Origin of the sequence: Actinoplanes sp. NPDC049681, from assembly GCF_044465265.1 — a bacterium.
Classification (GTDB): Bacteria; Actinomycetota; Actinomycetes; order Mycobacteriales; family Micromonosporaceae; genus Actinoplanes.
Window position 1 is genome coordinate 1033713 of the sequence record NZ_JBITLP010000001.1, and the last position, 18045, is coordinate 1051757.

The window sequence follows — 18045 nt, forward strand, 5'->3', positions numbered from 1 at the left end:
GCACACGTGCTCCTTCTGGCGAAGGATCAATCGTGATCGCGCACAAACTCTGAGGATTGTGCGGTTGTCCACAGGTTTCCCCGATGAACTGAACGTTCACTCGGCTTAGGCTGACGTGACTCCCGTGATGAAGGCCGGACCGCCGGCCTGCCTCGTCACAGGTCAGTGCCGACCGAAGGGATTCACATGTCTGTACCCCCCACCTCCCACACCCGCCTCCTGCGCTGGGTCGAGGAGGTCGCCGCCCTCACCACTCCCGATCGGGTGGTCTGGTGCGACGGCTCCGACGAGGAGTGGACCCGGCTCACCGACGGGCTCGTCGACGCCGGCTCCCTCGTCCGCCTCAATCCTGAGCGCCGGCCGAACTCGTTCTGGGCGCGTACCGATCCCGGGGATGTCGCCCGGGTCGAGGAACGCACCTTCATCTGCTCCGCCGATCCCGCCGACGCCGGGCCCACCAACAACTGGATGGCGCCCGCCGAGATGAAGGCGACGATGACGGAGCTCTACCGCGGCTGCATGCGCGGCCGCACCATGTACGTCGTCCCGTTCTGCATGGGCCCGCTCGACGCGCCGAACCCGATGTTCGGTGTCGAGCTGACCGACAGTGCGTACGTCGTGGCGTCCATGAAGATCATGACCCGGATGGGCACCAAGGTGCTCGAGGCCATGGGCGCCGAGGCCGACTTCGTGCCGGCCCTGCACTCGGTCGGTGCGCCGCTCGAGCCGGGGCAGGAGGACGTCGCCTGGCCCTGCAACGAGACCAAGTACATCTCGCACTTCCCGGAGACGCGCGAGATCTGGTCGTTCGGCTCGGGCTACGGCGGCAACTCGCTGCTCGGCAAGAAGTGCTTCGCCCTGCGCATCGCCAGCGTCGCGGCCCGCGACGAGGGCTGGCTCGCCGAGCACATGCTGATCATGAAGCTGACCTCGCCCGAGGGCCAGGTCCGCTACATCGCCGGCGCGTTCCCGTCGGCCTGCGGCAAGACCAACCTCGCCATGCTGGAGCCCACGCTCCCCGGCTGGAAGGTCGAGACCGTCGGCGACGACATCGCCTGGATGCGTTTCGGCGAGGACGGCCGCCTCTGGGCCACAAACCCCGAGTACGGCCTGTTCGGCGTCGCGCCGGGCACCGACCAGCACACCAACCCGAACGCCATGCGTACGCTCGCGCGCGGCAACTCGGTCTTCACCAACGTCGCGCTCACCGACGACGGTGACATCTGGTGGGAGGGCATGGGCGAGCCGCCCGCGCACCTCATCGACTGGAAGGGCAACGACTGGACGCCCGACTCGGAGGCCCCGTCCAGCCACCCGAACAGCCGGTTCTGCACGCCCATCAACCAGTGCCCGATCCTTGCGCCCGAGTACGACGACCCGCGCGGCGTACCGATCGACGCGATCCTCTTCGGCGGCCGCCGCAAGACGACCGTGCCGCTGGTGACCGAGGCCCGCGACTGGGTGCACGGTGTCTACTTCGGCGCGACCCTGTCGTCGGAGACCACCGCCGCGGCGGTCGGGCAGGTCGGCGTCGTGCGCCGGGACCCGATGGCGATGCTGCCGTTCATCGGCTACCACGCCGGCGACTACTTCAACCACTGGATCGAGATGGGCAAGGCCGCCTCCGGTGACGCGGAGAAGCTGCCGAAGGTCTTCTACGTCAACTGGTTCCGCCGCGGCGACGACGGCCGGTTCCTGTGGCCCGGCTTCGGCGAGAACTCCCGCGTGCTCAAGTGGGTCGTCGAGCGCCTGGACGGCAAGGCGGACGCCGTCGAGACGCCGATCGGGCACGTGCCGACCGCGGACGCGCTGGACCTGACCGGTCTGGAGCTCGACAAGGCCGACCTCGAGGCGGTCCTGGCGGTGGACAAGGACGAGTGGCTGGCCGAGATCCCGCAGGTCGAGGAGTGGTTCGCCAAGTTCGGCGACAAGCTGCCGGCCGTGCTCTGGTCGGAGCTGGACGCGCTCAAGTCCCGCCTCAACGCCGCGTGACGCCCCGCGCCCGCCTCGCGTTCGAGGCGGGCGCGGCCTGGGTACCTTCGCATCCGTGACCATCGACTACGGCCCGCCGCGCATGGTCCACGCCCTGCGCTGGCTGCTGGTCGCGACGGCCGCGGCCACCGCCGGGGTCGAGCTCCTCAATTACTGGTACGCGCCCGAGCACGGTTTCGGGCTCGCGGTCCGCACCGGCTGGGCGCTCCTGCGTACCGTCGGCTGGTTGATCCTGATCTGGCACGTGCGCCGGGGTCGTGCCGCGGCCCGGCCCATCGGCCTGATCCTGGCCGTCACCACCGTCTTCGCGGTCGGCCGCCTCGTCGTGCCGCGCACCGGCACCCCACCCGCCCCCGGCGTGATCGGGTTCGCGGTGCTGACCGCCCTCTGCCTCACCGTCGTGGTGCTGCTCTACCGGCACCCGGCCGTGCAGGGGCACCTGGTCCGGCACCCGAAGAAGATCGTGCTCACCCGCGAGGGCATCGAGGTGCGCGAGGCGGTGCCGAAGCGCCCGCCCCTGACCGCGTGGGCGATCACCGCCCGGGTCGCCGCCTTCACCTACAGCCCGCTGATGCTGGTCCCGGCGCTGATCTCGGTGGCCGAGCTGGGTCGCCGGCCCGAGTGGATCCTCGCCGTGGTCTTCTGGTTCGCGGCCGGCTTCGCCACGAGCTACGCGGTCATGCTGAGCACCTTCTTCCTGCTGCGCCACAAGCGCTGGGCGCCGACACTGCTGCTCTGGGTCACGGTCGGTGTGCTGGTCGTCGACCTGCCGCTCTGCTACCTGCTGCTGGGGACGGACGGGCTGATCCGCGACGGCGCCCCGCTGGTGGCCGCGGCCGTGCTCGTCTGCTACTCGCTGTGGCGGGTGGCGCGGATGCCCGCTCCCGTCGCGGCCGCGGCGTGAGCGACGACAGCGCAACCCCGACGTACGACGTCGCGATCGTCGGTGCCGGGCCTGCCGGAGCCGCCGCCGCCCTCGCGGCCTGCCGCGCCGGCGCCTCGGTCGTCCTGCTCGACCGAGCGGAGTTCCCCCGCGACAAGCCGTGCGGCGACGGCATCGCCGCCGAGACGCTCGAGGTCCTCGCCGGGCTCGGGGTGACCGGCGTGACCGACGGCTACCCGCCCGTGCGAAGCCTGCGGCTGGTGGCGCCGGGCGGCACCGAGGTCGCCCGGCCGCTGCCCCGCCCGGCGCACACCGTGCCGCGCAAGGTCTTCGACGCCCGGCTGGTCGAGGCGGCCGTCCGCGCCGGCGCCACGCTGCGCCGGCACACGGTCCGCTCGATCCGGTACGCCGCCGGCGGCGTACTCCTCGACGACCGGCTGGCGGCCCGGGTGCTGATCGGCGCCGACGGCGCGGGCTCGGTGGTGCGGCGGGCCCTCGGCCATCCCGTCAACCCGCAGGGTCACCTCGCCATCGCCATCCGCGGGTACGCCCCCGCGTCCGGCGACGAGCAGCTCATCCGCACCACGAGCGCGCGCTGGCCCGCGTACGCCTGGTCGTTCCCTCTGGGCGACGGCACCGCCAACGTCGGGTACGGCGAGGTGCTGCGCGGGGCGCCGCTCACGAAGGCGTACCTGTTGCAGCGCTTGACGGATCTCCTGCCCGGCACCGAGGCGACCGGCCTGCGGGCGCACCACCTGCCGTTGTCCACCCGCCGTCCGGCACCGGCGCGCGGCCCGGTGCTGCTGGCCGGCGACGCGTTGTCGCTGATCAATCCGTTCACCGGCGAGGGCATCTTCTACGCCGTGCTCTCCGGCGCGCTGGCCGGCGCGGCGGCCGCCGAGGGACCCGAGCGGGCCGGGCCGCGCTACACCCGGGCGCTGCGAGCCCGGCTGGGACGGCACTTGCGCCACTCCGGCTTCGCCACGCTGCTCACCCGCCGGCCCAGGGTGGTCGACGCCGCGGTCCGCGCCGCCCGTCGCGACCGGGCGGTTTTCCACCGCATGGTGGATCTGGGCCTCGCTGACGGGGTTTTCGATCTTCGCACGATCGGACGCATCGGGGCCGAGTTGCTCCCTTTCGCCGCGCCACCCCCTTGAGCCGGGGCGGCGTCTCGATAGGCTGGGCGTGATGAGTATCCGGTCCCTGGTCTACTCGGTGTACGAGCGACGGCTCGCCGGCAAGCTGGCCGGCAAGCCGGTGCCGCAGCACGTCGGGGTCATGTGCGACGGCAACCGCCGCTGGGCCCGCGAGATGGGCTACGTCGACCCCAACGACGGCCATCGGGTCGGTGCGGTGCGCATCAAGGAGCTGCTCGGCTGGTGCGACCAGGCGGGCATCAAGCACGTCACGCTCTACCTGCTGGCGACCGACAACCTGCAGCGTCCCGCCGCCGAGCTGGACCCGCTCGTCAAAATCATCGAGGACCTCGCCACCGAACTCGCCGAGGACGGCAATCCGTGGCGCCTGCGCATCGTCGGCGCGCTCGACCTGCTGCCGGCCACCACGGCGACCACCCTCAAGGCGGCCCAGGAGAAGACGCGCAACCGCTCCGGCGGCGTCGAGGTCAACATGGCAGTCGGGTACGGCGGTCGCCGCGAGATCACCGACGCGGTCCGCTCCCTGCTGCACGAGCACGCGGCGGCCGGGCGCACCCTCGAGGAGCTCGCCGAGATCCTCGACGTGGAGCACATCGCCGAGCACCTCTACACCCGCGGGCAGCCGGATCCCGACCTGGTCATCCGCACGAGCGGGGAGCAGCGGCTGTCGGGGTTCCTGCTGTGGCAGTCGGCGCACTCGGAGTTCTACTTCCACGACGCCAACTGGCCCGACTTCCGCCGGACCGACTTCCTGCGGGCACTCCGCTCGTACGCCGGCCGCCAGCGCCGCTACGGCGCTTGACCGGCCCGAACAGACGCTAGCGGTGGAAGGCCGGTAGCGCCTCGGCCAGGAAGCCGGCGACGGCCTCGGGGGACTCGAGCGTGAGGTCCGCCGCGCTGGAGACGTCGGCGCCGGTCTCCGGGTTGGCCACGGCGACGCACATGCCGAAGAACTCCGGGTCCACGGCCTCGCGGGCGCGCAGCGCGTCGAAGGCCTTGATGTCGGACATGTCGTCGCCGAAATACCAGGCGCAGCCGGCGTTGAGGACGCCTTCGCTGATCACCATGCCCTTGTCCTGGTCGACCGGCGGCTTCAGCTCCACCACCATGCGGCCGCCCTGGACCCGCAGGCCGAGGCGCTCGGCCTGCTCGTGGCCCCAGCGCTCGACCTCGGCGGCGAGCTGCGGCGCCGTGCGGTAGTGCAGGGCGACGGAGAGCCGCTTGTACTCGACCAGGATGGCTTCGGGCAGCTCGACCTTGGCGCGCGCGGCCAGGTCGGCCATGGCGGGCACCCAGGGCAGGGCGGCGGGCTCGGTCACGACGTCGCCGTCGTGCCAGACCTCCAGGCCGTACAGGCCGTAGAGGTCGACGTGCTCGAGCGACTCGAAGCGCGAGCGCAGGAAGCTCACCGGCCGGGCCGACACGATCGCCACGCGGGCCACCTTGGCGGCGAGCTGCTCGAGGACCCCGAGGACGGAGGCGACCGGCTGCGAGGCGTCCGGGTCGTCCGTGACGGGGGACAGCACGCCGTCGAAGTCGAAGAAGAAGGTGGTCTCCTTGGCGCGCGAGGCGGTGAACTGCCAGGCCTCCGCGACGCTCAAGGGGTGCGTGGGGCGCGCCCTGCCTTGGGATGGCTCAGGACTAAGCGGTGTCTCAGGCACGATTTCCAGCGTACAGGCCACTCGGCTCATTGCACTCCGGCGAATCGGACCGGAATTGGCGTAACTCGCGGGTACTACCGCAAGTGGCTCTTGACCGCTAGCTTTTAGGTATGGCAAGGGGTTTTCCCGAGCCAACCGGCCGGCCCGGACCTGCGACGGAGTACGCCACGGGGCCAGCATCCCGACCCCGTGCTAGAGACGGGCGCCGGACGTGGCGGACCGCGGGCGGACCGGGTTGCACGCCCGCTGGAGCAGGCCTGTGACATCTCGCCGTAGTGACGCCGGGGCCGTACACACCGACCCGGCCGCCAAAGTCTCCAGCAGTCGCGCCTCCACGGGACGCCGTGCGTCCCGGGATCGGCACGCGGACGCGGAGCCCGCCCCAGCCGGCCGGGTCTTCGTACTGGACACCTCGGTCCTGCTGTCCGATCCGGCGGCTTTCCGCCGGTTCACCGACCACGAAGTGATCATCCCCCTCGTGGTGATCTCCGAGCTGGAGGGCAAGCGGCACCATCCCGAGCTCGGCTGGTTCGCCCGCCAGGCCCTGCGCATGCTCGACGAGCTGCGGATCAAGCACGGGCGGCTGGACCATCCGGTGCTCTGCAACGACGAGGGCGGCACGCTGCGCGTGGAGCTCAACCACGCCGATCAGAGCGTGCTGCCGCAGGGCTTCCGCAACGACTCCAACGACACCCGGATCCTGTCCGTGGCGCTGGGGCTCACCGCCGAGGGCCGGGACGTCACGCTGGTCAGCAAGGACATGCCGCTGCGGGTCAAGGCGGCCTCGGTGGGTCTCACGGCGGACGAGTACCTGCACGGCCAGGCCAGCGACCCGACGTGGACCGGTATGTCGGACCTGAAGCTGGACGACGAGGTCGTCAACCGCCTGTACGCCGGTGACGAGCTCGAGCTGGAGGAGACGGAGAACCTGCCCTGCCACACCGGCCTGGTGGTCCACTCGTCCCGTGGCTCGGCGCTGGCCCGGGTCAATCCGGACAAGACGGTGAAGCTGGTCCGCGGCGACCGGGAGGCGTTCGGCCTGCGCGGCCGCTCGGCCGAGCAGCGGGTGGCGCTGGACATCCTGCTCGACGAGTCCATCGGCATCGTGTCGCTCGGCGGACGGGCCGGCACCGGCAAGTCGGCGCTGGCGCTGTGCGCGGGCCTCGAGGCGACGATGGAGCGCAACCGCCACAAGAAGGTCGTCGTCTTCCGCCCGCTGTACGCGGTCGGCGGCCAGGAGCTGGGTTATCTGCCGGGCAGCGAGTCGGAGAAGATGTCGCCCTGGGCGCAGGCGGTGTTCGACACGCTCGGCGCGGTAGTGCACGCCAACGTCATGGAGGAGGTCCTGGCCCGCGGGATGCTCGAGGTGCTGCCCTTGACCCACATCCGGGGCCGGAGCCTGCACGACGCCTTCGTGATCGTCGACGAAGCGCAGTCGCTCGAACGCAACGTGCTGCTGACGGTGCTGTCCCGGATCGGTCAGGGGTCGCGGGTGGTGCTCACCCACGACGTCGCCCAGCGCGACAACCTGCGGGTGGGGCGCCACGACGGCGTGACGGCCGTGATCGAGGCGTTGAAGGGTCACCCGATCTTCGCCCATGTCACTCTGACGAGGTCGGAAAGGTCCCCGATCGCAGAGGTCGTCACCGATCTCCTGGAGGAAATTCCACTCTGACGCTGCGTCATCGTGAGGCGGGAATCCAGCCGGATTCCCGCCTCACGGCGCGTTCGGGGTCGATTACAGAAAGTGGCCTTCGTAATACCGTACGGGTGAGCGTAATAGCTCTGATTTAGCCCGAATAAATCCTAAACGTCCTGTGATTCATTTCACTGATGGGCGTTGCCATTTCACATCCACTTCACCGTGCGCCATGGTGGCTGGCGAGCATCATTCGGGTCGCCACCCCGATCGGACATCGATCGCCGGCTACCCGGGCCGGCGCGGGAAGCGCCGGCTGTCGCGGCCCGCGGGGTCGACGATGCTCGCGGTGCGAGTCGCCACCGGTCGGGGGCCGGGGGTTCGTTCCGCGTCATTGCCCCCTACGAAGGGAAATCTTCGTGAATCGGCTCTGGAGCCGGGTCGGTATCCGTGTGGCCTCGGTGGGCCTGCTCGTGGCAGGCGTGATCGGCGGGGTCTACCTCGGAAAGGACCGGGAAGTCCAGGCGCAGAGCGCCCAGACCCAGCTGGTGGTGCAGGCGGACACGGACGAGATGCAGCTCCTCAAGGAGCGCCAGAACCAGCACGCCGCCGTCCGTGCGTACCAGCGTGAGGCGGAGGGTGAAGCCGCCTCGAAGGCCGCGATCGAGGCCAAGGCCGCCGCCGGCAAGGCGCGCGCGCTCGAGAAGAAGGCGATCGACAAGAAGAAGGCCGAGGAGAAGGCGGCGGCGGCGAAGAAGGCCGCCAAGTCCAGCTCCGGCGGCACGGTGCCCTACACCGGCGACATCCCGTCGTCCTGCGACGAGTACAGCGGCAACCGCGCCACCGGCTGCGCGCTGATGCTGGACGCCGGCTTCAAGATCGACCAGTTCCCCTGCCTGGACAAGCTGTGGAAGCGGGAGAGCGGCTGGAACCACCACGCCCACAACTCCGGCTCCGGCGCGTACGGCATCCCGCAGGCCCTGCCCGGCAGCAAGATGGCCTCGGTGGCGGACGACTGGGAGGACAACCCCGCGACGCAGATCAAGTGGGGTCTCGGCTACATCGAGGGCCGGTACGACACGCCGTGCGGCGCGTGGTCGCACTCGGAGAACACCGGCTGGTACTAAAGCGAATCGGACAAAAGGGGTACGTGCTTCGGCGCGTACCCCTTTTGCGTGTCGTGGTGGGTGATCAAATGTCCACATGGTCCGGAAAGCCGCCTCGCTCGTCGCCCTCGGTGTCCTCGCTTCCGTGCTGACGGCGAGCCAGATAGCCGCCCACGCGGGGGATGCCGCGCCCGCCACCGGCGGTGCTCCGCCGGTCCGCGAGGTCGTCGGCGGTGACCTGGCTCCCGAGGGCCGGTTCCCGTGGATGGTGCGGCTCTCCATGGGCTGCGGCGGGGCCCTCACGGCGCCCCGGGTCGTGCTCACGGCCGGTCACTGCGTGAACGGCACCGGCCCCGACGACACCATCGGCGTCGTGGCCGGGGTGACCAACCTCAAGTCCCCCGACGCCGTCAAGGCCCGCTCGGTGGCCGTCGTCCGCGCGGAGGGCTTCCGCGGCGAGACCCGCGGCGACGACTGGGCACTGATCAAATTGGACCATGCCCTGAACCTGCCCACTCTCCAGCTCGGCCACGGCGGCGCGGACGAGGCGGGACCGCTCACCGTGCTGGGCTGGGGCCAGACCAGCGAACAATCGCTGCGCCAGGAGAAGCGGCTGCGGTACGCGTCCGTGCCGGTGGTCTCCGACAGCGACTGCGCGAAGGCGTACCGGCAGGTCGGCGTGGAGCTCGTGCAGGACGAATCCATCTGCGCCGGTAAGAAGGGCGTCGACACCTGCCAGGGCGACTCGGGCGGTCCGATGGTGCGTCGCGCCGGCGACAAGTGGCTGCAGGTCGGCATCGTGAGCTGGGGACTGGGCTGCGCGCGCAAGGGCTACCCGGGCGTGTACACGCAGATCTCGGCGTTCCGCGCCACCATCCGGAAGGCCACCCGCGAGCTCAGCTGACCGTGCCCGATCGGACACACCAGGTTGGCGGCAGTGGCGGCGATCGGTAACCATCGGGGAATGGGCGTTCCGGGTTCACACGACGACGCGGCGGCGAAGGTCGGCACCGAGGCGTTCTTCGCCTCCATCGGCCGGGCCTTCGTGGCGATGTGCGCGGTCATCCCGGTGCTCTTCCTCATCGAGGCGATCGACCAGGGCGTCGGTGCCGGTTCGCTCGACGTGGCGGCCGGGATCATCCCCCGGCGCCTCGACGGCCTCGACGGCGTCATCTTCAGTCCGTTCCTGCACGCCGGCTGGGATCATCTGTACGGCAACAGCGTGCCGCTGATCCTCGTCGGCACGTTCGCGCTGGCCGGGGGCACCCGCCGCTTCCTCTGGTCGACCCTGGTGATCATCCTGGTCAGCGGCTTCGGCGTCTGGCTCGTCGGCGACCCGAGCAGCGTCGTGGTGGGGGCGAGCGGGGTGGTCTTCGGCTACCTGGGGCTGCTCTTCGCCCGCGGTTTCGTCGAGCGCAGCTGGTGGAACCTCGGCGTGGCCGCGTTCATCGGGCTGCTGTACTGGTACCAGATCTACAACATCCTCCCCACCGACCAGCCGGTCTCCTGGCAGGGCCATCTGCTCGGCCTGCTCGGCGGGGTGATCGCCGCGATCGCGTTTCGCCGTCGCCGGCCGAAGCCCGCGGCCGCCTTCTACGATCCCGACGCGACGCTGACCGACTTCTGAGGCGTCACGGGCGCCGGGCCGGTGCCACCGCTACGCCCACCGCCAGCAGCGTGAGGGCGGCGCCCAGCACCGTGTTCCAGCCGGGGGTGCCGGCCGCGGCCGGGATCAGGGCGTCGATCAGCAGGGCGCCGGTGACCTGACCCGCGATCATGCCGAGCCCCAGCAGCAGGACGCCGATGGTGCGTACCACGGCGGCGCCGACGGCGATGAAGACGATGCCCAGCGTGCCGCCGACGTACAGCCACCAGGGGCCGGCGGGGAGGTGGGACGGGACGCCGCGCAGCAGGGCAGACACGGCGAAGGCCAGGAGCAGGACGGCCGTACCCGTGACGAAGTTGACCAGACCGGCCACCAGCGCGCTGCCCGCGACCACGCGGACGTGGCCGTTGACCGCCTGCTGCCAGGCGATACCGAGGCCCGCCAGCAGCGGCAGGGCGGCCAGGGCCAGGGCGCTCGGGTGGCCGATGCGGTCGCCGACGGCGAGCAGCACGGCGCACACCGTCAGGACCGCCCCCGCCAGGCGCGGAACCGTCACCGGTTGCGGGCCGGCCGGGCCCGCGCCGGCCCGGTCCACCATCAGGCTGCTCGACGACTGGCCCGCGACCACCGCCACGATGAACACCGCGACCCCGAGCGTGGGCACGGTCAGGCCCTGGGTGGCGACCAGGAAACCGCCGCACATGCCGCCGATGCACTGCCACGGGCGGATCCGGCGGTCACGCAGGCCGTCGCGCAGGTGTCGCAGGCCGGCCCGGCCCGCCGGCAACAGCGGCACGAGCACCGCCAGCACCAGCAGGCCGGAACCGAAGGAGATGAGGGCGGCGCCGATCGGGTCGTCGAGTCGTACGGAAAGCTCGCCGTTGATCCTCGACTGGACGGCCAGCGCGACGCCCGACGTCACCGCGAGCACGACGCCGGCCAGGCGCCGACCGGCGGACACCGCCGGTGGCGCCGTGGCCGTCTGGGTCACCCGTGCACCGTGGGCAGATGACCGTCGAAGTCGACCGCCGAGTACAGCTTCAGCTTCTCCAGCCGGTGGTACGAGTCGATGACCCGGATCGTGCCGCTCTTGGACCGCATGACGATCGACTGGGTGTGCGCCCCGCCGGCGCGGTAGCGCACGCCCTTGAGCAGATCGCCCGAGGTGACGCCGGTGGCCACGAAGAAGCAGTTGTCGCCGGTGACGAGGTCGTTCGTGGTGAGCACCCGGTCGAGGTCGTGGCCGCCGCCGATCGCCTTCTCCCGCTCCGCGTCGTCCCGCGGCCACAGCTTGGCCTGGATCTCGCCGCCGAGGCACTTGATCGCGCACGCCGCGGTGATGCCTTCCGGGGTGCCGCCGATGCCCATCAGCACGTCGACGTCGGACTCGCTGCGGGCCGCCGAGATGGCGCCCGCGATGTCGCCGTCGGAGATGAACTTGATGTTGGCGCCGGCCGCGCGTACCTCCTCGACCAGCTTCTCGTGCCGCGGCCGGTCGAGGATGCAGACGGTGACGTCGGAGACCGAGGAGTGCTTCGCCTTGGCGATGCGGCGCAGGTTCTCGGTCGCGCCGGCGTTGATGTCGATCACGTCGGCGCAGTCCGGGCCGACCGCGATCTTCTCCATGTAGAAGACGGCGCTCGGGTCGAACATCGCGCCGCGCTCGGCGACCGCCAGCACGGCGACCGCGCCCGGCATGCCCTTGCTCATCAGCGTCGTGCCGTCGACGGGGTCGACGGCCACGTCCACCTCCGGCCCGGTGCCGTCGCCCACCAGCTCGCCGTTGAAGAGCATGGGCGCCTCGTCCTTCTCACCCTCGCCGATCACCACGACGCCGCGCATCGGGATCGAGTTGATGAGCTTGCGCATGGCGTCCACGGCGGCGCCGTCGCCCCCGTTCTTGTCGCCGCGACCGACCCAGCGGCCGGCGGCCATCGCGGCGGCTTCGGTGACACGGACGAGATCGAGGGCGATGTTGCGGTCGAGGTCCTGGGGGTTGGCGGAAACGGGCATTTCGGGGGCCTCCTCGCGACGGTGCGGGGTGTGGTCGTCACCGATCCTCACATGCGGGCCTGCGCCAAGTCCCGTCAGCGCGACATGGTTAACAATGGTGAGGTGTCCAGCCCCCAGACCCCCACCGTGGGCGAGCGTGCCCAGCGCCGGCCGCGGGACATGGCGTTGTCGCTCGTCGTCCTGCTCGTCCCGATCGTGCTGCTGCTGCTCTTCTACCGGCTGGTGCTCAACGGCGACAAACCGGTCGCGGTGGATCCCGAGCCGGTGCTGCAGCAGGCCCGCACGGCGGCGGCCTTCGAGGTCGCGGCGCCCCAGGGGCTCGGCGCCGACTGGCACGTGCAGAGTGCGACGTACAAGCATGATTCCGGCGGTGCCACCCTGCGGCTGGGCTACGCCGACCCGGGAGGCAAGCCGCTGCAGCTGATCGAGAGCAGCGTCGCGACCACCACCCTGATCCCGGCGGAGCTCGGCAAGAACCCCGAGGCGGTGGGCGTCTTCCGGGCCGGGGCACGCACCTGGCAGCGGTACGACGGCCGCCCGGGCGAGAACGCGCTGGTGCTGCTCGAGAAGGGCCGCACGATCATCGTGGTGGGCCCGGCCGAGGAACGGACCCTGGAGACGCTCGCGTCGGCGCTGACATGACGGGACAGTGCCGCCTGCGGTGCCTTCCGGCCGCCCCGCCCGCCGCCCAAGACAGGACTGAAGACGTGATGCCTTAGGCTCCGGCAGTCCGTCCGCACTGCCTTCGGAGTCTCCCCTCATGAATCGACGGTTCGCCGCCGTTCTCGTTCCCCTGCTCGGAATCTCGCTCGCCGCCTGCACCGGCGACGACCAGCCGTCCGACCCCAAGGCCGCCCTCGTGGCGTCCACCTCGGGGCTCAAGGCCGGCAACTACAGCTTCACGGCGTCGATGCCCGGCGACACCTCCGCCAAGGGCGTCGTGCACATCCCGTCGCACTCCGCATCGCTCGACCTCGACACGGTGGACGACGGCACCAAGGGCAAGGTCCAGTTCCGGATCGCCGAGCCCGACCGCTACGTCAAAATGACCATGGACATGGGCGAGACCGCGAAGCAGCTGGAGGGCCTGTCGGCGCTCCGCGGCGACGACCCGCGGACCGCCAAGCTGACCGAGGGTCTCCAGGCGATGATGGACCTGTTCAGCGGCAAGCAATGGCTCCGGCTCGACATGTCCAAGGTGAAGTCCGAGGAGCTGAAGGTCAGCATCGACAACCCGGACCTGACCGGCGCCACCGGCCTGCTGGGCGGGGTGGCCACCGCCGAGCGCAAGGGCGACGTGATCACCGGGACGCTGGACGTCACCAAGGTCAGCGGCGACTCCCAGCTCTTCGGCGAGTCGGCGGTCAAGGGCGCCGACCCGGCGCAGGCCAAGGCGGTGCCGTACGAGGCCACGCTCGACGACGAGGGCCGGCTCGCCAAGCTGGTGCTCGACATGCCGAAGACCGGCGACTCCCCGGCCGGCAAGTGGACCGTGGAGGTCAGCGGCTACGGCAAGGCGTCGAAGCAGGAGGCCCCGCCCGCCGCGGAGGTCAAGGAGATGCCGCAGTCCGCGTACGACATGATCAACGGCAAGGGCTAGCCCTCCGAGCGGGCCGCCCGGGAGGCCTCGATGCGCTCCCGGGCCCCGTCCAGCCAGCGCTGGCACACGTCGGCCAGCTTCTCGCCGCGCTCCCACAGCGCCAGCGACTCCTCCAGCGAGGCGCCGCCCTGCTCCAGCTTCTCCACGACCGTCGCCAGCTCGCCGCGGGCCTGCTCGTAGCTGAGGTTCTCGTCGGTCATGGGGTGCTCTCCTGTACCTCCGTGCGCAGCTCGCCGTCGGCCAGCCGTACGCGTAGAACATCTCCGGTCGCGACCTCGCCGGCCGCCCGGACCACGTGGCCGTCGGCGCGTTGCACGATCGCATAGCCGCGCTCGAGCGTGGCTGCCGGTGACAACGCGCGCAGCCGGGCGAGGGTGTGCCGCAGCTCGTCGTCGGCGCGGCGCAGCCGGTGCTCGAGGCTGCGGGTGGCCCGGTCACGCAGGCCGGTGACCTCGCTCGCCCGCTGCTCGACGAGGGTCTCGGGACGCGCCAGCGATGGCCGTGACCGCCAGGCCTCCAGCCGGTGCGTCTCGCGGTCGATCAGGGTCAGCACGGCCCGGTCCAGGCGGCGCCGGGCCTGCTCGACGATCAGGCGCTCCTCGGCCAGGTCGGGCACGATCCGCTTGGCCGCGTCGGTCGGGGTGGAGGCGCGCAGGTCGGCGACGTAGTCCAGCAGCGGCGCGTCGGTCTCGTGGCCGATCGCGCTGACCACCGGCGTACGGCAGCCGAAGACGGCCCGGCAGAGCGCCTCGTCGGAGAACGGCAGCAGGTCCTCGACGCTGCCGCCGCCGCGCGCGATGACGATCACGTCCACCGTGTCGTCGTTCTCCAGCACCTTGAGCGCGTCGATGATCTGCGGCACCGCGGTCGGGCCCTGCACCGGCACGTTGATCACCCGGAAGTCGACCCCCGGCCAGCGGCGCCGGGTGTTCATGAGCACGTCCCGCTCGGCGGCCGAGGCGCGACCGGTGATCAGGCCGATGCGCTGCGGCAGGAACGGGAGCCGGCGTTTGCGCTCCCGGGCGAACAGGCCCTCGGCGGCCAGCAGCTTCTTGAGCCGCTCCAGCCGGGCCAGCAGCTCGCCCAGGCCGACCTGGCGGATCTCGTCGGCGCGCAGGCTCAGCGAGCCGCGGGCCGGATAGAACTCGGGCTTGGCATGCAGGGTGACCCGGGCGCCTTCGGCCAGCTCGGGGGCGCCGGCGTCGAGCACGTCGCGGTGCGCCGTCACGGTGAGGCTGAGGTCGGCCGAGGGGTCGCGCAGCGTCAGGAAGACCACCGCGGCGCCGGGGCGGCGGCTGATCTGGGCGACCTGGCCGTCGACCCAGACCCAGCCCAGCTTGGCCACCCACGCGCCCAGCTTCTGGCTGACGACGCGCACCGGCCACGGCTCGTCGGCGGTCGACCTGGGTTCCGGCTGGGTCACCCGGCCTAGCCTACGGGCGGTCCGCGCCGCCGATCCCGCGTGGGCGCCCGCGGCGGTTCGCGAGCCGGCGGGCGAGAACCACGACCAGCAGGGTGAGCAGGCCGGCGTACCCCCAGAACATCAGGTCGGCGACGAGGCGGCCGCCGTCGAGCTGCCAGTCCTGCCCGGCGTCGCGTGCCAGGACGGTGAACGGATAGCCGTGCCGCTCCGCGAGGGCGCTCAGGCAGCAGGCCGCGCCGCTGGCGGGCAGCGTGCCGAACGCCATCCCGGCGACCAGCACGCCGGCGCCGGCCAGATAGCCGGCCGGCCCGGGGCGGCCGGGGACCGCGGCCAGCGAGATCAGTACCGCTCCGCCCGCCACCAGCATGCCGTTGAACAGCACGTACGCGGCGTCCGGCCGGTCGCCCATCTCGACGACGAGGTTCAGGGCGCCGATGACGATGGAGAACCAGCCGACGATCAGGCGCAGCCCCGTCCCGACGGAGTCCCAGACGCCGGGCGTGCCGACGGTGCCGGCGGTGCTCATCGCTCGAGTATCCCGCCGGATACGTCGGCTACGTGCGGAAACGCGCCTTGTTGACGAGCGCGGCCACCACCAGTCCCAGCAGGCCCCAGAAGACGAGATTCGCCGCCAGGTTCACGGCGTCGACCTGCCAGCCGGCCTGCTCGGCCAGCGCCCGGGCGGTCTGGGGGTCGTCCGCGCTCGCGCCCCGGGCCAGCCACTCGTACGGCCAGCCCCGGCCCGCCACGTACCCGAACATCCCGCCCGTCTGGGTCCGCTCGGTGAGCAACCCGGCCAGAGCGCCGACGGTGGCCGTGGCCGCGGCGGCGAGCGTCGTGACCCGGGCGGGGAGCGGCAGGCGGTGCGGCATGAGCAGCACGAGCCCGCCGGCCGCGAGCACCGTCCCCACCGCGAGGTCGCGGAACGGCGCCGGCCCGTGCATGGTGAGCAGGATCCAGGTGAGTCCCAGGACCAGCGCGAGGGCCCCGAACAGGCCCCGGAGCGCGGAGCCGATCTTCCGGCCGGTACCCGTGGCCTCATCCGTGTCGTTCACGGGCCGAGTATGCCTCGCCGGGCGCCGTTCGCCCCTGGATCAAGGCCAGGGCTTTGTGGTGCGCATCGCACGACGGGAGTTCCCTGGCCGGGCCACGTACCATGGCCGGGTGACCTCCGAAGCTGGTGCCCCCGTCCGCAAGCGTGTGCTCCTCGCCAAGCCGCGGGGATACTGCGCGGGTGTCGACCGCGCGGTGCAGACCGTGGAGGAGGCGCTCAAGCTCTACGGCGCCCCGGTGTACGTCCGCAAGCAGATCGTGCACAACAAGCACGTCGTCAACACGCTCGAGGCCCGCGGTGCGATCTTCGTCGAGGAGAACGAGGAGGTCCCGGAGGGTTCGACCGTCGTCTTCTCGGCGCACGGCGTGGCCCCCGAGGTGCACGAGCAGGCCCGCGAGCGCAACCTCAAGGCGATCGACGCGACCTGCCCGCTGGTGACGAAGGTGCACCACGAGGCGAAGCGGTTCGCCGCCGAGGACTACGACATCCTGCTCATCGGCCACGAGGGCCATGAGGAGGTCATCGGCACCTCGGGCGAGGCGCCGGCGCACATCCAGCTGGTCGACGGCCCGGACGACGTCGAGAACGTGGTGGTCCGCGACCCGGCGAAGGTGGTCTGGCTGTCCCAGACGACCCTCTCGGTCGACGAGACCATGGAGACCGTGGCCCGGCTCAAGACCCGGCTGCCGCTGCTGCAGTCGCCGCCGAGCGACGACATCTGCTACGCGACGTCCAACCGCCAGCACGTGGTCAAGGAGATCGCGCCCGAGTGCGACGTGGTCATCGTGGTCGGGTCCCGCAATTCCTCGAATTCGGTACGCCTGGTCGAGGTGGCCCTCGGTGCCGGCGCGAAGGCCGGTCACCTGGTCGACTACGCGTCGGAGATCCGCGACGAGTGGCTGGAGGGCGCGTCCACGGTGGGCGTCAGCTCGGGCGCCAGCGTCCCGGAGGAGCTGGTCATGGAGGTGCTGGCGCATCTGGCCGAGCGCGGGTTCGGCGAGGTCACCGAGTACACGACGGCGGAGGAGCGGCTCACCTTCTCGTTGCCGCAGGAGCTGCGCCGCGACATGAAGGCCGCGGCCGCCCGCTCCTAGAAGTCGCCGCCGAAGTCGCCCCCGCCGAAATCCCCACCGCCGAAGTCGCCGCCGCCCCAGTCGCCGCCCCCGCCTGCGCCGAAGTCGCCGGCCTGGTCGCCCCCGGCGAAGTCGCCGGCCTGGTCGCCGCCGCCGAAGTCGCCGTCGTTGAAGTCCTGGGCGGCGTCCTGGAACCCGTCCTGGTAGCCGTCGCCGTAGCCCATGTCGCCGAAGCTGGGTGAGAACAGGGCGTCGAAGATGAGCATCCCGCCGAGCACTCCCGCGCCCGCACCGAGCGCGGTCTTCCACACCGGCGTCGAATACCAGCCGGCCGGCACCGGACGTCCCTGAACCCGGCCGCCGGGGTAGTAGTACGGCGTGTCGGCACCCGGTTGCGGCCCGGCCCGGTACTGGTGGCCCTGGACCGTCACCTCGCGCTCGCGGGTCAGCCGGCCGGCCCCCTGGGCGCCGTGCAGCGGCGGCAGCTCCGGGCCTGGGTCGATGCCCATGGCCGTACGGGCGGCGCGCACGTACGCGAGCCCTTCGAGCGCCGACTCGCGGGCGAGCTCGAACTGCCGGACCGTCTTCGCCTGCTGCAGCTGGCCGCCGGAGGCGTTGTAGCGCTCGCTCGCGTCGGCCAGCGCCTGGCGGGCCGCGGGGTCGTCGGCGTGCAGGTTCATCACCTGGCCGCCGAGCCGCTCGTACCAGCGCTGCGCCTCCGCGCGAGCGTCGTCGAGCTGCCGCTGCTCGCGGGCCGCGCTGCCCCGGCGCCAGGCCAGGACGACCGCCACGACGATCAGCGCCAGGATCAGCAGCAGAAACACCTTCATGTCACCGA

19 protein-coding genes are annotated in these 18045 nt (G+C 71.5%); 11 read left to right on the forward strand and 8 right to left on the reverse strand.

Translation table 11 applies throughout. From position 1 onward, the window contains the following. Positions 1 to 186 precede the first annotated feature (186 nt). From ACIBO8_RS04745 to ACIBO8_RS04760, 4 genes are all read left to right on the forward strand, one after another. Entirely contained in the window at positions 187 to 1992 is a 1806-nt protein-coding gene (locus ACIBO8_RS04745; RefSeq protein WP_396113701.1) for a phosphoenolpyruvate carboxykinase (GTP), read from the forward strand. 82 nt (positions 1993 to 2074) lie between these two features. Continuing rightward, positions 2075 to 2896: a hypothetical protein gene (locus tag ACIBO8_RS04750; RefSeq protein ID WP_396113895.1), complete on the forward strand. Its 822-nt coding sequence runs from the start codon at positions 2075 to 2077 to the stop codon at positions 2894 to 2896. Next, a complete protein-coding gene (locus ACIBO8_RS04755; protein ID WP_396113702.1) occupies positions 2893 to 4032 on the forward strand; it encodes an NAD(P)/FAD-dependent oxidoreductase in 1140 nt (379 codons plus the stop codon). Before ACIBO8_RS04750 ends, ACIBO8_RS04755 begins: the two co-directional genes overlap by 4 nt. A gap of 31 nt (positions 4033 to 4063) precedes the next feature. After that, a complete protein-coding gene (locus ACIBO8_RS04760) occupies positions 4064 to 4834 on the forward strand; it encodes an isoprenyl transferase (RefSeq protein WP_396113703.1) in 771 nt (256 codons plus the stop codon). A gap of 16 nt (positions 4835 to 4850) precedes the next feature. Here the strand turns inward: ACIBO8_RS04760 and otsB are convergent, their stop codons facing one another. Further along, a complete protein-coding gene (gene otsB / locus ACIBO8_RS04765) occupies positions 4851 to 5723 on the reverse strand; it encodes a trehalose-phosphatase (RefSeq protein ID WP_396113704.1) in 873 nt (290 codons plus the stop codon). Positions 5724 to 5952: 229 nt separating this feature from the next. On the opposite strand from otsB, the gene ACIBO8_RS04770 reads away from it, so the two are divergent. The 4 genes from ACIBO8_RS04770 (at position 5953) to ACIBO8_RS04785 (ending at position 10065) form a co-directional block, all read left to right on the forward strand. After that, positions 5953 to 7368 carry a PhoH family protein gene (locus ACIBO8_RS04770; protein ID WP_396113705.1) on the forward strand — a complete coding sequence of 472 codons (1416 nt, stop codon included), beginning with the start codon at positions 5953 to 5955 and terminating at the stop codon, positions 7366 to 7368. A 383-nt stretch (positions 7369 to 7751) separates the two neighbouring features. Then, positions 7752 to 8459, forward strand: coding sequence for a lytic transglycosylase domain-containing protein (locus ACIBO8_RS04775; RefSeq protein ID WP_396113707.1), 708 nt, complete (start codon positions 7752 to 7754; stop codon positions 8457 to 8459). Positions 8460 to 8535: 76 nt separating this feature from the next. Beyond that, positions 8536 to 9342: a S1 family peptidase gene (locus ACIBO8_RS04780; RefSeq protein ID WP_396113708.1), complete on the forward strand. Its 807-nt coding sequence runs from the start codon at positions 8536 to 8538 to the stop codon at positions 9340 to 9342. Positions 9343 to 9402: 60 nt separating this feature from the next. Beyond that, entirely contained in the window at positions 9403 to 10065 is a 663-nt protein-coding gene (locus ACIBO8_RS04785) for a rhomboid family intramembrane serine protease (protein ID WP_396113709.1), read from the forward strand. Between the two features lie 4 nt (positions 10066 to 10069). On the opposite strand, the gene ACIBO8_RS04790 is transcribed toward ACIBO8_RS04785, so the two are convergent. Continuing rightward, positions 10070 to 11035, reverse strand: coding sequence for a DMT family transporter (locus ACIBO8_RS04790; RefSeq protein ID WP_396113710.1), 966 nt, complete (start codon positions 11033 to 11035; stop codon positions 10070 to 10072). Continuing rightward, on the reverse strand, positions 11032 to 12057 hold the full coding sequence (glpX, locus tag ACIBO8_RS04795; protein ID WP_396113711.1) for a class II fructose-bisphosphatase: 1026 nt from the start codon (positions 12055 to 12057) through the stop codon (positions 11032 to 11034). Before glpX ends, ACIBO8_RS04790 begins: the two co-directional genes overlap by 4 nt. 102 nt (positions 12058 to 12159) lie before the next feature. On the opposite strand from glpX, the gene ACIBO8_RS04800 reads away from it, so the two are divergent. Next, complete coding sequence (locus tag ACIBO8_RS04800) at positions 12160 to 12699, forward strand: DUF4245 domain-containing protein (RefSeq protein WP_396113712.1); 540 nt, start codon at positions 12160 to 12162, stop codon at positions 12697 to 12699. A 118-nt stretch (positions 12700 to 12817) separates the two neighbouring features. Further along, the gene (locus ACIBO8_RS04805; RefSeq protein ID WP_396113714.1) at positions 12818 to 13657 is read left to right on the forward strand and encodes a hypothetical protein; all 840 of its coding nucleotides are present in this window, start codon (positions 12818 to 12820) and stop codon (positions 13655 to 13657) included. On the opposite strand, the gene ACIBO8_RS04810 is transcribed toward ACIBO8_RS04805, so the two are convergent. From ACIBO8_RS04810 to ACIBO8_RS04825, 4 genes are read right to left on the reverse strand one after another with little or no spacing between them, the layout of a single operon-like run. After that, positions 13654 to 13857, reverse strand: a complete 204-nt coding sequence (locus ACIBO8_RS04810) for an exodeoxyribonuclease VII small subunit (RefSeq protein WP_396113715.1) — start codon at positions 13855 to 13857, stop codon at positions 13654 to 13656. The genes ACIBO8_RS04805 and ACIBO8_RS04810 overlap by 4 nt on opposite strands. Then, entirely contained in the window at positions 13854 to 15080 is a 1227-nt protein-coding gene (gene xseA, locus ACIBO8_RS04815) for an exodeoxyribonuclease VII large subunit (protein ID WP_396113716.1), read from the reverse strand. The genes ACIBO8_RS04810 and xseA overlap by 4 nt, the downstream gene beginning before the upstream one ends. 10 nt (positions 15081 to 15090) lie before the next feature. After that, a complete protein-coding gene (locus tag ACIBO8_RS04820) occupies positions 15091 to 15606 on the reverse strand; it encodes a hypothetical protein (protein WP_396113717.1) in 516 nt (171 codons plus the stop codon). 28 nt (positions 15607 to 15634) lie between these two features. Then, positions 15635 to 16135, reverse strand: a complete 501-nt coding sequence (locus ACIBO8_RS04825; RefSeq protein ID WP_396113718.1) for a hypothetical protein — start codon at positions 16133 to 16135, stop codon at positions 15635 to 15637. A 109-nt stretch (positions 16136 to 16244) separates the two neighbouring features. On the opposite strand from ACIBO8_RS04825, the gene ACIBO8_RS04830 reads away from it, so the two are divergent. Continuing rightward, a complete protein-coding gene (locus ACIBO8_RS04830; RefSeq protein WP_396113719.1) occupies positions 16245 to 17228 on the forward strand; it encodes a 4-hydroxy-3-methylbut-2-enyl diphosphate reductase in 984 nt (327 codons plus the stop codon). Here ACIBO8_RS04830 and ACIBO8_RS04835 read toward each other — a convergent pair. After that, a complete protein-coding gene (locus ACIBO8_RS04835) occupies positions 17225 to 18037 on the reverse strand; it encodes a hypothetical protein (RefSeq protein WP_396113720.1) in 813 nt (270 codons plus the stop codon). The two genes, ACIBO8_RS04830 and ACIBO8_RS04835, sit on opposite strands and share 4 nt — an antisense overlap. Between the last annotated feature and the right edge of the window lie 8 nt (positions 18038 to 18045).

Coding starts and splice junctions, on each gene's coding strand:
- ACIBO8_RS04750 (WP_396113895.1), top strand. CDS start 2,075: ATGGTCCACGCCCTGCGCTGGCTGCTGGTCGCGACGGCCGCGGCCACC.
- ACIBO8_RS04760 (WP_396113703.1), top strand. CDS start 4,064: ATGAGTATCCGGTCCCTGGTCTACTCGGTGTACGAGCGACGGCTCGCC.
- otsB (WP_396113704.1), bottom strand. CDS start 5,723: ATGAGCCGAGTGGCCTGTACGCTGGAAATCGTGCCTGAGACACCGCTT.
- ACIBO8_RS04810 (WP_396113715.1), bottom strand. CDS start 13,857: ATGACCGACGAGAACCTCAGCTACGAGCAGGCCCGCGGCGAGCTGGCG.
- ACIBO8_RS04805 (WP_396113714.1), top strand. CDS start 12,818: ATGAATCGACGGTTCGCCGCCGTTCTCGTTCCCCTGCTCGGAATCTCG.
- ACIBO8_RS04780 (WP_396113708.1), top strand. CDS start 8,536: ATGGTCCGGAAAGCCGCCTCGCTCGTCGCCCTCGGTGTCCTCGCTTCC.
- ACIBO8_RS04820 (WP_396113717.1), bottom strand. CDS start 15,606: ATGAGCACCGCCGGCACCGTCGGCACGCCCGGCGTCTGGGACTCCGTC.
- ACIBO8_RS04785 (WP_396113709.1), top strand. CDS start 9,403: ATGGGCGTTCCGGGTTCACACGACGACGCGGCGGCGAAGGTCGGCACC.
- ACIBO8_RS04745 (WP_396113701.1), top strand. CDS start 187: ATGTCTGTACCCCCCACCTCCCACACCCGCCTCCTGCGCTGGGTCGAG.
- glpX (WP_396113711.1), bottom strand. CDS start 12,057: ATGCCCGTTTCCGCCAACCCCCAGGACCTCGACCGCAACATCGCCCTC.
- ACIBO8_RS04835 (WP_396113720.1), bottom strand. CDS start 18,037: ATGAAGGTGTTTCTGCTGCTGATCCTGGCGCTGATCGTCGTGGCGGTC.